Origin of the sequence: Pseudomonas sp. Wu6 (genome assembly GCF_019891515.1) — a bacterium.
GTDB classification, from domain to species: domain Bacteria; phylum Pseudomonadota; class Gammaproteobacteria; order Pseudomonadales; family Pseudomonadaceae; genus Aquipseudomonas; species Aquipseudomonas orientalis_A.
In genome coordinates this window covers 61,314-76,588 of record NZ_JAFLXH010000019.1, presented here as the reverse complement: position 1 = coordinate 76,588, position 15,275 = coordinate 61,314, and the positions used below count along the sequence as shown (strand labels likewise).

The 15,275-nt window shown below is 58.3% G+C and carries 12 protein-coding genes; 8 read left to right on the top strand and 4 right to left on the bottom strand.

Annotated elements, in window-relative coordinates; genetic code table 11:
• Positions 1-65 precede the first annotated feature (65 nt).
• Positions 66-2,855, top strand: coding sequence for a leucine--tRNA ligase (gene leuS, locus J1G34_RS14860; protein ID WP_065893363.1), 2,790 nt, complete (start codon positions 66-68; stop codon positions 2,853-2,855).
• Positions 2,856-3,006: 151 nt separating this feature from the next.
• On the opposite strand, the gene J1G34_RS14855 is transcribed toward leuS, so the two are convergent.
• The 4 genes from J1G34_RS14855 to map form a co-directional block, all read right to left on the bottom strand.
• A complete protein-coding gene (locus J1G34_RS14855) occupies positions 3,007-3,573 on the bottom strand; it encodes an acyl-homoserine-lactone synthase (protein ID WP_065896965.1) in 567 nt (188 codons plus the stop codon).
• Between the two features lie 303 nt (positions 3,574-3,876).
• Positions 3,877-5,076 carry a succinyldiaminopimelate transaminase gene (gene dapC / locus J1G34_RS14850; protein ID WP_222994269.1) on the bottom strand — a complete coding sequence of 400 codons (1,200 nt, stop codon included), beginning with the start codon at positions 5,074-5,076 and terminating at the stop codon, positions 3,877-3,879.
• A 138-nt stretch (positions 5,077-5,214) separates the two neighbouring features.
• Complete coding sequence (locus J1G34_RS14845) at positions 5,215-7,917, bottom strand: [protein-PII] uridylyltransferase (protein ID WP_065893366.1); 2,703 nt, start codon at positions 7,915-7,917, stop codon at positions 5,215-5,217.
• A gap of 63 nt (positions 7,918-7,980) precedes the next feature.
• Positions 7,981-8,763 (bottom strand): type I methionyl aminopeptidase, encoded by a 783-nt coding sequence (map, locus tag J1G34_RS14840; protein ID WP_065893367.1) that lies wholly within the window; start codon positions 8,761-8,763, stop codon positions 7,981-7,983.
• Positions 8,764-9,150: 387 nt separating this feature from the next.
• Here map and rpsB point away from each other — a divergent pair, with 387 nt between their 5' ends.
• The 7 genes from rpsB (at position 9,151) to ispC (ending at position 15,248) form a co-directional block, all read left to right on the top strand.
• Positions 9,151-9,888: a 30S ribosomal protein S2 gene (rpsB, locus tag J1G34_RS14835; protein WP_003219330.1), complete on the top strand. Its 738-nt coding sequence runs from the start codon at positions 9,151-9,153 to the stop codon at positions 9,886-9,888.
• A gap of 204 nt (positions 9,889-10,092) precedes the next feature.
• The gene (tsf, locus tag J1G34_RS14830) at positions 10,093-10,956 is read left to right on the top strand and encodes a translation elongation factor Ts (RefSeq protein ID WP_065886087.1); all 864 of its coding nucleotides are present in this window, start codon (positions 10,093-10,095) and stop codon (positions 10,954-10,956) included.
• Between the two features lie 212 nt (positions 10,957-11,168).
• Positions 11,169-11,912 carry a UMP kinase gene (gene pyrH, locus J1G34_RS14825; protein WP_003172271.1) on the top strand — a complete coding sequence of 248 codons (744 nt, stop codon included), beginning with the start codon at positions 11,169-11,171 and terminating at the stop codon, positions 11,910-11,912.
• Positions 11,909-12,466, top strand: coding sequence for a ribosome recycling factor (gene frr / locus J1G34_RS14820; RefSeq protein ID WP_065886088.1), 558 nt, complete (start codon positions 11,909-11,911; stop codon positions 12,464-12,466). The genes pyrH and frr overlap by 4 nt, the downstream gene beginning before the upstream one ends.
• Positions 12,467-12,483: 17 nt before the next feature.
• Positions 12,484-13,239 carry a polyprenyl diphosphate synthase gene (gene uppS / locus J1G34_RS14815; RefSeq protein ID WP_017137143.1) on the top strand — a complete coding sequence of 252 codons (756 nt, stop codon included), beginning with the start codon at positions 12,484-12,486 and terminating at the stop codon, positions 13,237-13,239.
• Positions 13,240-14,046 carry a phosphatidate cytidylyltransferase gene (locus J1G34_RS14810; protein ID WP_065886089.1) on the top strand — a complete coding sequence of 269 codons (807 nt, stop codon included), beginning with the start codon at positions 13,240-13,242 and terminating at the stop codon, positions 14,044-14,046. It begins immediately after the preceding gene.
• A complete protein-coding gene (ispC, locus tag J1G34_RS14805; RefSeq protein ID WP_222994268.1) occupies positions 14,043-15,248 on the top strand; it encodes a 1-deoxy-D-xylulose-5-phosphate reductoisomerase in 1,206 nt (401 codons plus the stop codon). Before J1G34_RS14810 ends, ispC begins: the two co-directional genes overlap by 4 nt.
• Positions 15,249-15,275 lie beyond the last annotated feature (27 nt).

The window sequence follows — 15,275 nt, the reverse complement described above, 5'->3', positions numbered from 1 at the left end:
CGCTCGATTGTAATATATTTCCCCTCTCGGAAAATTGGGTGTCTGCGGGTTTTTAGGAGTTGTTCATGCAAATAGATAGTATAAGGAAGATTGAAGAAAAATGGCTCGCGCGCTGGGAAAATGAAAAACATTACTCCGTTAAACTAGACACTTCGCTGCCTAAATACTATTGCCTTGATATGTTTCCTTACCCATCGGGTGCAGGCCTGCACGTTGGCCATCCCCGGGGTTATATTGCCACCGACGTGTACAGTCGCTTCAAGCGGATGTTAGGGTTCAATGTATTGCATCCGATGGGCTTCGACTCGTTTGGATTGCCCGCAGAACAATATGCGATCGAGACCGGACAGCACCCCAGGATTACCACCGACAAAAATATAGCGACTTTTAAGGCGCAGCTCAGGAAGTTGGGTTTTTGTTACGATACGGATCGTGAAATAAAAACCTCCGACGCTCAATATTATCATTGGACACAATGGATATTTTGCCAGTTGTTCGACAGTTGGTACTGCCTTGATTCCCAGAAGGCTCTTCCTATTAGTGTACTGATTGAAAAGTTCGAGCACGCCGGCAACACAGCAGTCAATGCCTGGTCGGATGTTCGGACTTCAGTCATTACTGCGGCGCAATGGGCCAGCTTCTCGGCACTGGAACAATCGGCGTTTCTGATGAACTACCGATTGGCTTATCGTGCCGACTCTTACGTCAATTGGTGCCCGGCCTTGGGCACTGTTTTGGCCAATGATGAAATCAAGGAAGGTTTTTCCGAGCGCGGCGGTCACCCCGTTCAGAAAAAGATGATGAAACAATGGATGTTGCGCATTTCAGCTTATGCCGACCGGCTGCTTGAAGGGCTCGACGGGCTGGAGTGGCCTGAAGCGCTCAAGGATATGCAACGCAACTGGATTGGCAAGTCACAGGGCGCTGAAATAGATTTTCAGGTTCGCGACTCTAAGTGTTCCATCAAGGTCTTCACGACGCGCCCTGATACGCTTTTCGGCGCTACTTTTCTGGTGGTGGCGCCCGAGCACGAAGTCGTTGAGGCGATCACCCCTCAATCATTCAAGAGCGAGGTGACGGGCTATCGCAATGAGGCAGCCTTGCGTTCCGAGCGTGATCGCATGGCCAAGACAGATCGTGTGACGGGCCAATTTACCGGTGCCTATGCGATCCACCCGTTGACCGGCGAGAACCTCCCGATCTGGATTGCTGACTATGTCCTGGCCGATTACGGGACTGGCGCCATCATGGCGGTACCGTCCGGCGATCAGCGCGATCTCAACTTTGCTCAAACATTCGATCTGCCCATCACGTATATCTACGAGGGGGCAGAGCAGGCGAGCAAGCCGTTTTTGGTAACCGAGGGCAAGCTGATCAACTCTGGTGAGGTCACAGGCCTGTCTCGTACAGAGGCTACCGAGTGGATCTTGAACCGCTTGGTGTCGAGCGGGGTAGGTAAGCGCGCCTTCAGCTATCGCATCAGAGATGCGATTTTTGGACGCCAGCGTTATTGGGGTGAGCCGATTCCGATTTATTACGACGAGCAGGGTGTTCCTCGCGCAGTGCCTGAGGAGGACCTGCCCGTAACGTTGCCCGATGTCGAGGCCTTCTTGCCGACCAGTGAGGGTGAGCCGCCGTTGGAGCGCGCCAGTAGCTGGCGTTATGGCGGTCATAAGTATGAAACGACCACGATGCCGGGTTGGGCCGGATCCAGTTGGTACTTTCTCAGGTATATGGATCCGTCCAATACCAACGAACCCGTTTCGAAGGCTGCGTTGGCTTATTGGCAGTCCGTGGATCTCTATGTGGGCGGTGCCGAGCATGCTAATGGCCATCTGCTTTACTCGCGTTTCTGGACTCACTTTCTTAAGGACCGCGGTCTCATCACATTTGATGAGCCGTTCAAGAGAGTCCTGTGCCAAGGCATGATTCTTGGGGTTTCGGCGATCATTTACCGAGACAAATCGACCCATGAGTTCGTGTCCGCCGATCTCAAGGGAGCGCGCGATCTCCAGCCGCTGTATGTGGATATCAGCTTTGTAAATGACAAGAACCAGGTTGATGTCGAGGCGCTTCGTTCATGGCGTCAGACATATACCCAGGGCGAGTTTATCTATTCGAACGGTACCTTTCTGTGTGATCGTTTATCGGAAAAGATGTCCAAGTCCAAATACAACGTAGTCAACCCGGATGACTTGATCGATGTGTATGGGGCCGACACCTTCCGCCTCCACGAGATGTTTCTCGGTCCGATTGATCAGACCGCCATCTGGTCGACGCAATCCATTGATGGGCCGCACAAGTTCTTGCAGAAGATATGGCGGCTTTTTCAGGATGAGCACGGTGCTGCCATCGTGCAGGACCTCGCTGCCACTGGCGAAGAGCTCAAGGTGCTGCACACGGCCATCGCCAAGGTGCGCCGAGCGACCCATGAGATATCCTACAACACCGCTATTGCAGCGTTGATGATCTGCGTGAATCAGCTCAGCGCATTGCACTGCCATAAGCGGGAAGTGTTGGAGCTGTTGCTCAAGTTGCTGCATCCCTATGCTCCATTCATTACCGAGGAGTTGTGGTCTGAGGCCCTTGGTCACAAGGTATCCATTCTGGACGCCGGTTATCCAACCGCCGATGAAAGCTTGCTGTATGAGGCTGAATTCGAGTGCCCGGTGTCCATCAACGGAAAGCTGCGGACCCGCATCATGCTTCGGCGCGGTATGAGCGAAGACGCGGTAAAGTCACTGGTATTGCTGGATGCAACAGTACAGCGCTGGCTGTCGGGGGGGCGCGTGGATAAGTTCATCTTCGTCCCGGATCGTATCGTCAACATCGTGTGCTCTTCGGGCGCCGAATAAGGCGAAGCGCCTGTTAAAAACAACGTCTGGCCCAGTAATCGCGGCGGGTCCGGCGTTGTTTTCGGCTGCGTGGATCAGGCGTCAAAGCCACTGTCGGCGGGAAGGCTGGCGCCGCTGATATAGCCGGCATCCGGCCCTGGCAAGTACCCGCTTAATGGCGGCGCGTCGCAGCCAGGTCGATTTCCAGGGCCATGATGCTAACGCCTTCGCTGATGCTGGAAGGGCCGAGTCGACGAATGCTGAAGTTCTTTTTAAGCAGTAGTCTTGCTATAGCGCTCGGCGAAACGGTCAGCAGTTGGCGAGCTCCCAGAGACTTGGCGTATTCAATGGCTGCAAGCAGCAGAGACATTGAATGGGAGGAGGAGTAGGTGCTAAGCGCGTCAGTGTCCTTTTCGAGCGCCACTGCCGCAAATCTGGAAAGCTCCCACACATGTTTTTGTGACGGCGGTTGGGTTGCGCCTAACAAGTACGGGAAAATCTCTGATAAAAGATAGGGACTGGTCGTCGGCAGGAGGCGCGCGGTGCCAACGATTTTGCCTGCCTCATCTTTGGCCGTGATATAGAACGTGTCATCCCGGTCAAACTCGTCCAACTCCAGTTGATTAGGGCAATCCAATGGCCAGCCGAGTTTTTCCACGAATACTTTATAGCGGTAAGAAGCAATATCTTGTTTGAGCGCGGTGCCTAATGCTCCGCCATTTCCAGAAATAATACGCATCATCCATCCTTGGCATTTAGAGTATCGCGCGATTTTATAGTGGATAAGCGGTCCGGGTGGCTACCATTATCGGTAGGTGGGCGAACGTTTCCTGCGTTGGACACAACCCAATGTCTTCTGTTTGAGGAGAAGTCTCCTATGCCGAGCCTCTCCCGTACGAGCGAAAATTGCCCCCTCAGCAATTGCGGTTATACAGCCTGATTCGTCATCACCGGATGAGAGAAAACGTTTCAGCACACGTGTGGGTGGATCTGAATGTGAGTGAAGCGAATTCGGGTCACTTGAAGTGCCCCCCCCTGGCCATTATCGGCGACGCTGAATAAAGGCACGAATCCGTTCAGCCGCTTCCACACACTCCGCCAGCGGCGCAACCAGCGCCAGGCGCACGCGCCCCGCGCCCGGGTTGAAACCGTCCACTTCACGCGACAGATACGAGCCCGGTACCACCGTCACGTGTTCTTCCACGAACAAATCGCGGCAAAACGCTGCATCGTCGCCATTCACATTCGGCCACAGATAAAAGCCACCGTCCGGGCTTTGCACATCCAGCACCGGCTTGAGGATCGCCAGCACGGCGTCGAATTTTTCGCGATACAGGTCACGGTTGGCCAGCACGTGGGCCTCGTCCTGCCAGGCGGCGATGCTGGCCAGTTGGGTTTGCACCGGCATCGCGCAGCCGTGGTAGGTGCGGTACAGCAGGAAGGCCTTGAGGATATCCGCGTCGCCAGCCACAAACCCGGAGCGCAGGCCCGGCAGGTTGGAACGCTTGGACAGGCTGTGGAACACCACGCAACGCTTGAAGTCCTGGCGACCCAGTTCAACGCAGGCGCTGAGCAGGCCCGGCGGCGGGGTTTGTTCGTCAAAGTACAGCTCGCTGTAGCATTCGTCGGCGGCAATCACGAAGTCGTGCTCGTCGGCCAGGGCGATCAGCTTTTTCAGGGTGTCCAGCGGAATCAGCGCACCGGTCGGGTTGCCTGGGGAGCACAGGAACAGGATCTGGCAACGTTTCCAGATGTCCGGTGACACGGCATCGAAGTCCGGGTTGAAACCATTGGTGTCCACGCACGCCAGGTAATGCGGCTTGGCCCCGGCGAGGAACGCGGCGCCTTCGTAGATCTGGTAGAACGGGTTCGGGCTCACCACCAGCGCGTCGTCACCGCGATTGACCACGGTCTGGGTGAAGGCAAACAACGCCTCTCGCGTACCGTTGACCGGCAGGATGTTGCGCGCCGGGTCCAGCCAGCCGTGCGGGACGTTGAAGCGGCGCTCGCACCAGGCCCCAATCGCTTCGCGCAGTGCGGGGATACCCAGCGTGGTCGGGTACACGGCCATCTGATCGAGGTTGTTACTCAGCGCCTCAGCGACAAACGTCGGAGATTTGTGCTTGGGTTCGCCGATGGACAGCGCAATCGGGCGTTTGTCCGGGTTTGGTTTGACGCTGCCGAGCAGTGCGCGCAGTTTCTCGAACGGGTAGGGCTGCAGCTGGTTCAGGGCGTTGTTCATCGAAAGTCTCGTCAAATTCAGTTGCCGGCGAAAATTAAATGTGGGAGGGGGCTTGCTCCCGATTGCGGTGTGTCAGTCAGCTGATTGTTATCTGATCCACTGCTATCGGGAGCAAGCCCCCTCCCACAGAGCCGATGTTCATAGGGTCAAGCGTGTCAGCTCGACGCCGGGTTCCTGGGTCACGCTCAATTGCTCCACGATCGCTTCCTGCAAGCGGCGGCACAGCTCAGGGTCGGACAGCGGCTGGTTATCGGCGTCGGTGATGAAGAACACGTCTTCCACGCGCTCGCCGAGGGTCGCGATCTTGGCGTTTTGCAGCGACAGGTCGAACTCCAGGAAAATCCCGCCAATCCGTGCCAGCAGGCCCGGGCGATCCGGCGCGCTGAGCTCCAGCAAGGTGACCGGGCGCTGGGCGTCGTTGGAAATAGTCACCTGGGGTGCAAAGGCAAAGTGCTTGAGCTGGCGCGGTACGCGGCGCTGGATGATGGTTGGATAATCATCCGGGTTGCGCAGGGCTTCGGTCAGGCCTTCGCGGATCTTCTTCACGCGCAGCGGATTATCGCCAATCGAGTCGCCATCGGTGTCGAGCACGATATAGGTGTCGAGGGTGAACTGGCTGCTGGAGGTGATCACCCGGGCGTCGTGAATGTTCAGGTTGAGCTGGTCCATGGCCGCCACGGTTACGGCGAAGAAGTCGTGCTGGTCCGGCGCGTAGATGAAGATCTGCGTGCCGCCTTCGAATTCGCGCTGGGTGGTTTCCTTGATCAGTACCAGCGGACCACCATCGGCCGGCTGTTGAAGGATGGCGTCGGTGTGCCAGGCGACGTCGCCGGCGGTGTGGCGCAGGAAGTAATCGTCACCCAGTTGCGACCACAGTTGTTCCACATCGTCCGGGTCGTTGCCGCCGCGCACCAGGATATCCAGGGCCGCGCTTTGGGTGCGGCGGATCTGCTCTTCGCGGTCCACCGGGTTTTCCAGGCCGCGGCGCAGGGCGCGCTTGGTCTCGGTATACAGCTGGCGCAACAGGCTGGCGCGCCAGGAATTCCAGAGCGTGGGGTTGGTGGCGTTGATGTCGGAAACGGTCAGCACGTAAAGGTAGTCGAGGTGGGTCTCATCGCCCACGATCTGCGCGAAGTCGTGGATGACTTGCGGGTCGGACAAGTCCTTGCGCTGGGCAGTGGTCGACATGACCAGGTGGTTCTGCACCAGCCAGACGATCAGCCGGCTGTCCCAGACCGGCAACTGGTGGCGCTGGCAGAACGCTTCGGCATCGACCGCGCCGATCTCCGAGTGATCGCCATGTCGACCTTTGCCGATGTCGTGGTAGAGGCCGGCCAGGTAAATCAGTTCCGGCTTGGGCAGCTTGGCCATGAGCTTGCTGGCCAGCGGGAATTTCTCTGACACTTGGGTGTACTGCAACTTACGCAAATGCTTGATCAGGTTCAGCGTGTGCGCGTCCACGGTGTAGATGTGGAACAGGTCATGCTGCATCTGCCCGACGATAAAGCCGAACTCCGGCAGGTAGCGCCCGAGGATGCCGTAGCGGTTCATCCGCCGCAGGTTGCGGTGGATGCCGATCTTGCACTTGAACAGTTCGATAAACAGGCTGGTGTTGCGGATGTCGTGACGAAACGCGTCGTCGATCAGATGACGGTTTTCCCGCAGCAGGCGGATGGTGTCGGCGCGCACGCCTTTGATTTCCGGCTGCTGAGCCATCAGCACGAAGATTTCCAGCATGGCGAACGGCGTGCGGCGGAACACGTTGTCGTTGCGCGCCTCGATATAGCCATCATGCAGCTGGAAGCGTGCGTTGATCGGCTGCGGCGGCGCCTCGTCTTCGGGCGCCAGGATCACTTCTTCGAAGTGCTGGATGATCAGGTCGCTGAGCTGGGCGATGCTCATCACCACTCGGTAATACTGCTGCATGAAGCTTTCGATGCTGGTCTTCGCATCTTCGCCTTCAAACCCCAGCAGGGTGGCGATGGAGCGCTGATGGTCGAACAGCAGGCGGTCTTCGGAGCGCCCGGCAAGCATGTGCAGGGCGTAGCGCACCTTCCACAGGAACTCCTGGGACGAGGCCAGCAGGGTGTTTTCGCTCTCCACCAGAAAACCCTCGCCGGCCAGGGCGCGCAGGTTCAGGGTGCCGTACTGACGACGGGCCACCCACAAAATCGTCTGGATATCGCGCAGCCCGCCCGGCGAACCCTTGACGTTGGGTTCCAGGTTGTATTCGGTGTCGTTGTATTTGTGGTGCCGTGCCTTTTGCTCGGCGCGCTTGGCCAGGAAAAACTCCTTGCTTGGCCACATGTGCGCGGTGCTGGTGACTTCGAGCATGCGCTGGCGCAGGCGCTCGGGGCCACAGATGGTGCGGCTTTCCATCAGGTTGGTGACAACCGTCAAGTCGGCGCGGGCCTCTTCGGCGCACTCTTCGACCGAGCGCACGCTCTGGCCGACTTCCAGGCCGATGTCCCACAACAGGGTCAGAAAACGCTCGATGGAATCGCGAAACAACTCATGGTCGGCGCTGTCCAGCAGGATCAGCAGGTCGATGTCGGAGTAGGGGTGCAACTCCCCGCGCCCGTAGCCGCCGACCGCCACCAGGGCGATATCCGCCTCGGTGCTCCAGTCGAACTGTTCCCAGGCTTTTTGCAGGATATTATCGACGAACCAGGCACGGTCCTCGATCAGCCGGCGAATGTCGCGGCCACTGCGAAAGCGCGCATCGAGCACGTCGCGCGCCTGGCGGATCGCCTTCTTGAACGCAGCGATGGGGCTTGCCTTCAACGCCAGTTCGGCCTGGAACTGGCCACGGTCGAAGAGTTCTGGATCCACCTGGGGCATCGATCGGCTTTCCTTTCTATCTGTCAGTCAGTCATTACACCGTTGGGAAAACCTGCCCGGCCTTTACGCCGATACGCGTGGAATCGTGTCGTCGGCGCGCAGGGTAAAGATCTCGTAGCCGGTCTCGGTGACCAGCAGGGTGTGTTCCCACTGCGCCGAGAGCTTGCGGTCCTTGGTGATGGCGGTCCAGCCGTCGCCCAGCACCTTGGTATCGGCCTTGCCCTGGTTGATCATCGGCTCGATGGTGAAGGTCATGCCCGCCTTGAGTTCCATGCCTGTGCCGGCGCGGCCGTAGTGCAGGATCTGCGGTTCTTCGTGGAACACAGTGCCGATGCCGTGGCCGCAGAATTCGCGTACCACCGAGAAACCGTTCTTTTCGGCGTGCTTCTGGATCACTTCGCCGATATCGCCCAGGCGGCAGCCAGGCTTGACGATCTCGATGGCCTTGTACATGCATTCCTGGGTCACCTGGGACAGGCGCTCGGCCCACGGCGCCACGGTGCCGACATGGAACATGCGGCTGGTGTCGCCGAAGTAACGGTCCTTGATCACGGTGACGTCGATGTTCAGGGTGTCGCCATCCTTCAGCGGCTTGTCACCCGGAATCCCGTGGCAGACCACGTGGTTGACCGAGGTGCAGATCGACTTGGGGAAGCCCTTGTAGTTCAGCGGCGCAGGGATGGCGCCTTGCACGTTGACTATATAGTCGTGGCAGATCTGGTTCAGTGTCTCGGTGGTGACGCCTGGCTTGACGTGCTCGGCGATCATTTCCAGCACGTCGGCAGCCAGTTTTCCGGCAATGCGCATGCCGGCGATGTCTTCGGCGGTTTTCAAACTCACGGTCATACAGGCTCTCTCTAGCGCAATACGCTGAAATCAATTCGGTTGACGGGCGTGCGACAAAAGGTTGCGGAATTCGCACAAGCCACAAAAAACGCGATTCTAGCAGACGATGGCGTCAAATCATGAGCCTCTGATGATCGCTTCTCTCTATAAGGTAGGGGTAGGTCGGCTCTATTCAAGGGGTTACGTGAGCGCGTCGCGCGGCAAACGTGAATGCGTGTTCCGTTTTTGTCGATGCTGTGGTATAAAATGCGCCGCTTTCCGGGGATACCCCGCAGAGCTTAAATCCACACACGTGTCGACACGATGACCTGGGTGCCGGAGGCCTTGAAGCCGCTGGTTGGTCATTGGGATACGTGGAGGCCAAACCCGACTTATTAAGGAACTATCATGTCCCAAGTCAACATGCGCGATATGCTGAAGGCCGGTGTGCACTTCGGTCACCAGACCCGTTACTGGAACCCGAAAATGGGTAAGTACATTTTCGGCGCACGTAACAAGATCCACATTATCAACCTTGAAAAAACCCTGCCAATGTTCAACGAAGCGCTGACCTTCGTAGAGCGCCTGGCTCAGGGCAAAAACAAGATTCTGTTCGTCGGCACCAAGCGTTCCGCTGGCAAGATCGTTGCTGAAGAAGCAGCACGTTGCGGTTCGCCGTACGTCGATCACCGCTGGTTGGGCGGCATGCTGACCAACTTCAAAACCATCCGTGCTTCCATCAAGCGTCTGCGTGACCTTGAAGTGCAAGCCGAAGACGGTACTTTCGCCAAGCTGACCAAGAAAGAGGCGCTGATGCGCACTCGCGACCTGGAAAAGCTCGATCGTTCCCTGGGTGGTATCAAGGACATGGGCGGTCTGCCTGACGCACTGTTCGTTATCGACGTTGATCACGAGCGCATCGCGATCACCGAAGCCAACAAGCTGGGCATCCCGGTTATCGGCGTAGTCGATACCAACAGCAGCCCGGAAGGCGTTGACTACATCATCCCAGGCAACGATGACGCAATCCGCGCTATCCAGCTGTACATGGGTTCGATGGCTGACGCTGTAATCCGTGGTCGCAACCACGTTGCTGGTGGTACCGAGCAGTTCGTTGAAGAAGCTCCGGTAGCTGCCGCTGAGTAACTGACGCCCTGGCGTTGACTCAGTAAGCAAAAAGGGGGCTTGGCCCCCTTTTTGCCACCTCGAAAACCGTTTGTCGGCGCCCACTTGTGGCAGCGCAACATGGCAACTGTAACGTGCAGCGGCCTACAACGGTGGTTCGGGAAGAATTGATCCCCCGTTCGATCGGGTGGAATGGTTGAAAACCTATCCAAGAGGAATTTGAAAATGGCAGCAATTACTGCAGCGTTGGTTAAAGAACTGCGTGAGCGTACCGGCGAAGGCATGATGGATTGCAAGAAAGCCCTGGAAAAGGCTGACGGCGACATTGAAAAAGCCATTGATGACATGCGTGCTTCCGGCGCGATCAAGGCTGCCAAGAAAGCAGGCAACGTAGCTGCTGAAGGCGCTATCGCTCTGAAAGAAGACGGCAAATCCGCCGTTCTGCTGGAAGTGAACTCGCAGACCGACTTCCTGGCTCTGCAGGACGACTTCAAGGCATTTGTTGCTGCCAGCGTTGATAAAGCGTTCGCCGACAAGCTGACTGACGTCGCTCCGCTGATCGAAGCTCAGGAAGCTGCACGCCTGGTACTGGTCGGCAAGGTTGGCGAAAACGTCAACATCCGTCGCCTGACCCGTGTGGAAGGTGATGTTGTTGGTGGTTACCTGCACGGCAACAAAATCGGTGTAGCGGTTGTTCTGAAAGGCGGCGACGTTGAGCTGGCTAAAGACATCGCCATGCACGTTGCTGCTAGCAACCCTGAGTTCCTGCTGCCTTCGGAAGTGTCTGCCGAAGCGATCGAGCGTGAAAAAGCTGTGTTCCTGCAGCTGAACGAAGAAAAAATCAAAGGCAAGCCGGAAAACATTGTTGAAAATATGGTCAAGGGCCGTATCAGCAAGTTCCTGGCTGAAGCAAGCCTGGTTGAGCAGGCGTTCGTCAAGAACCCTGAAATCAAGGTGGGCGAACTGGCCAAGAAAGCCGGTGCTGAAATCGTTTCCTTCACCTACTTCAAAGTAGGCGACGGCATCGAGAAGCCGGTCGACAACTTCGCTGAAGAAGTTGCTGCCCAGCTGGCTGCCGCCAAGCAATAAGACAGTTTTCAACTGTCGCCCGAAAGAGGCTGCCCGCTCACGCGCGCAGCCTCTTTTCAAATGGGAACGCTAATTTTATTTGGCTTCCCCTCGGAACTGGCTTACAAAGCCGTGTTCCGATGGCGCTGTGATAGCGTCCAGCTAGAGTGAACGCAAGCCGTAAACGGCTCGCCAAGAATTTTTTAGAACATACGCCGCAGGAGAGATTCGCAATGGCTCAGCAGGGCAGTGGTTATCAGGCTCGCTATAAACGCATTCTACTCAAGCTCAGCGGCGAGGCCCTGATGGGCTCGGAAGAGTTCGGGATCGACCCCAAGGTGCTTGACCGCATGGCGCTCGAAGTCGGCCAATTGGTCGGTATCGGTGTTCAGGTGGGCCTGGTGATCGGCGGTGGCAACCTGTTCCGCGGTGCGGCGCTGAGTGCTGCCGGCATGGATCGGGTCACCGGCGACCACATGGGCATGCTGGCCACTGTGATGAACGCCCTGGCCATGCGCGACGCCCTGGAGCGCGCCAACATCTCGGCCATCGTGATGTCGGCGATTTCCATGGTCGGCGTGACCGATCACTACGATCGCCGCAAAGCCATGCGCCACCTGAACGCCAAGGAAGTGGTGATTTTTGCCGCAGGCACCGGCAACCCGTTCTTTACCACCGATTCGGCCGCGTGCCTGCGCGCTATCGAAATCGACGCCGACGTGGTGCTGAAGGCGACCAAGGTCGATGGCGTATACACTGCAGATCCATTCAAAGACCCGCATGCCGAGAAGTTCGATCATCTGACCTACGATGAAGTGCTGGATCGCAAGCTGGGTGTGATGGACCTGACGGCTATCTGCCTGTGCCGCGACCACAAGATGCCGCTGCGCGTATTTAACATGAACAAGCCCGGCGCCCTGCTGAATATCGTACACGGCGGCGCGGAAGGGACTCTGATCGAGGAAGGCCAACAATGATCAACGAAATCAAGAAAGACGCTCAAGAGCGTATGCACAAATCCCTGGAGTCTCTGAACCATGCGTTCGGCCAGATTCGTACCGGCAAGGCGCACCCGAGCATCCTGGGCAGCGTGATGGTGCCGTACTACGGCACGGACACGTCCATCACCCAGGTGGCCAACATCACCGTAAAAGACTCGCGCACCCTGCAAGTCGTGGCCTTCGAGCGCAACATGCTCGGTGCTGTCGACAAAGCCATCCAGAGCGCCGGCCTGAACCTCAACCCGACCAACCTGGGCGAGTTGCTGCTGATTTCCATGCCTGCCCTCACCGAAGAAACCCGCAAGGGCTTCACCAAGCAGGCGCGCAGCGCGGCTGAAGATGCGCGCGTGGCCGTGCGCAATATCCGTCGCGATGCCTTGGGTGATCTGAAGAAGCTGGTCAAGGACAAGGAAATCAGCGAAGACGAAGAGCGTCGCGCCGTCGCCGATATCGATAAGCTGACCAAGGATGCGGAGGCCCAGATCACCAAGGCCACCGAGGAAAAAGAAAAGGACCTGATGGCCGTATAAGGGGTCAGGACGCCTTCATGGAAAAGACCAAGCAGACTGTGCCCTCTGTGGTGCCGCGCCATGTCGCGATCATCATGGATGGGAATAATCGCTGGGCGAAAAAACGCTTTATGCCGGGTGTTGCCGGGCATAAAGCGGGTGTCGATGCGGTGCGCGCTGTCATCGAAGTGTGTGCCGAAGCCAAGGTTGAAGTGCTGACGCTGTTTGCCTTTTCCAGTGAGAACTGGCAACGGCCCGCCGAAGAGGTCAGCGCCTTGATGGACCTGTTCTTCAAGGCGCTGCGTCGCGAGGCCAAGCGCCTCAATGACAACAACATCAGCCTGCGTATCATTGGTGACCGCTCCCGCTTCCACCCGGAGTTGCAGGCGGCCATGCGTGAAGCCGAGGCCATTACTGCCGGCAGCAACCGTTTTGTGCTGCAGATTGCAGCCAATTACGGCGGCCAGTGGGACATTGCCCAGGCTGCGCAGCGACTGGCCCGCGAAGTGCAGGCCGGTCATCTGCGGCCCGACGACATTACGCCCGAACTGTTGCAAACCTGCCTGGTGACCGGCGACCTGCCGTTGCCGGACTTGTGCATTCGTACCGGTGGTGAGCACCGCATCAGCAATTTCCTGCTGTGGCAACTGGCCTATACCGAGCTGTACTTCTCCGACCTGTTCTGGCCGGACTTCAAACACGATGCCATGCGCAATGCGCTGGCCGATTTCGCTTCCCGTCAGCGTCGCTTCGGTAAAACGAGCGAGCAGATCGAAGCTGGAGCCCGGGTTTAAATGCTTAAACAACGAATCATCACGGCACTGATCCTGCTGCCGATTGCCTTGTGCGGTTTTTTCCTGCTTGAAGGTTCCGGTTTTGCGCTGTTCATCGGCCTGGTCGTTACCCTCGGTGCATGGGAGTGGGCGCGTCTGGCGGGGTTCAGTGACCAATTGCCACGTATCGCGTACGCCGCCATCGTCGCGCTGTTGCTGTTCCTGATGTACATCCTGCCCGATATAGCGCCCTGGGTGCTGGGGGCGGCGGTACTGTGGTGGGCCACGGCGACGTTCCTGGTGCTCACCTACCCGCGTACCAGCGGCCAGTGGTCCAGTGTGGCGTGCAAGCTGGTAATTGGTTTGCTGATCCTGCTGCCGGCCTGGCAAGGACTGGTGGAAATCAAGCGTTTCCCCAACGGCAACGAATTGATCCTGGCCGTCATGGTGCTGGTCTGGGGGGCTGACATCGGCGCCTACTTTTCCGGCCGTGCCTTTGGCAAGCGCAAGCTGGCGCCGGCCGTCAGCCCGGGCAAGAGCTGGGAAGGCGTATACGGCGGCCTGGCCTTTACGCTGCTGATTGCGTTGGTGGTCGGTGTGCTGCGTGACTGGTCGGTGAAGCAGATCTTCCTTGCCTTGCTGGGGACCGCCGTGGTCGTATTCATTTCGGTGGTGGGCGACCTCACCGAAAGCATGTTCAAGCGTCAGGCCGGGATCAAGGACAGCAGTAACCTGCTGCCGGGTCACGGTGGTGTGCTGGACCGTATCGATAGCCTCACCGCTGCATTGCCGATCTTTGCCGTGTTGCTGTGGATGATCGCTTCGTGAGCCGCCTGCAACAGGTCACGGTGCTGGGCGCGACGGGCTCGGTCGGGCTGAGCAGCCTGGATGTCATCGCCCGTCATCCCGATCGCTATCAAGTGTTTGCCCTGACTGGCTTCACGCGTATCAGCGAGCTGCTGGCGCTGTGCGTGCGCCACTCGCCGCGTTTTGCGGTGGTGCCGCAGGCAGCGGCCGCGCGTGGCCTGCAGGATGATCTGCGCGCTGCCGGCCTTGCCACCCAGGTGTTGGTGGGTGAGGAAGGGCTGTGCCAGGTGTCGGCGGATGCCGAGGTGGATACCGTGGTGGCGGCGATCGTCGGGGCAGCGGGTTTGCGTCCCACGCTGGCCGCAGTCGATGCGGGCAAAAAGATCCTGCTGGCCAATAAAGAAGCCCTGGTCATGTCCGGTGCGCTCTTCATGCAGGCCGTGCGCAAGAGCGGGGCGGTCCTGTTGCCCCTCGACAGCGAGCACAATGCGATCTTCCAGTGCATGCCCGCCGATTTTGCCCGTGGCTTGAGCCAGGTGGGTGTGCGCCGGATTTTGCTTACCGCTTCCGGTGGCCCCTTCCGGCAAACGCCGCTGGATGAGCTGGAGTATGTATCGCCGGACCAGGCGTGTGCGCATCCGAATTGGTCCATGGGGCGCAAAATCTCCGTGGATTCGGCAAGCATGATGAACAAGGGGCTGGAGCTGATCGAGGCGTGCTGGTTGTTCGATGCGCGGCCTGACCAGGTGGAAGTGGTGATTCACCCACAAAGTGTGATTCATTCCCTGGTCGATTACGTGGACGGCTCGGTGCTGGCGCAATTGGGTAACCCCGATATGCGCACGCCGATCGCCAATGCCCTGGCGTGGCCGGAACGGATTGACTCCGGTGTGGCGCCGTTGGACCTGTTTGCGATTGCGCGCCTGGATTTTCAAGCACCGGACGAGCAGCGCTTTCCATGCCTGCGTCTGGCCCGGCAGGCGGCCGAGGCGGGTAACAGCGCGCCAGCCATGCTTAATGCAGCCAATGAAGTCGCCGTGGCGGCGTTTCTCGAACGGCGCATCCGCTTTCCGCAGATCGCGAGTATCATCGAGGACGTCCTGAATCTTGAGCCGGTAGTGGCTGTGAATGATCTGGGAGCCGTGTTCGAGGCGGATACCAAGGCCCGGGCCCTGGCCGAGCAATGGCTGGACCGCAACGCGCGTCAGGCTGTGGGCGGGTGAGCGCCTTCAGGCATCGGATTGAAATGC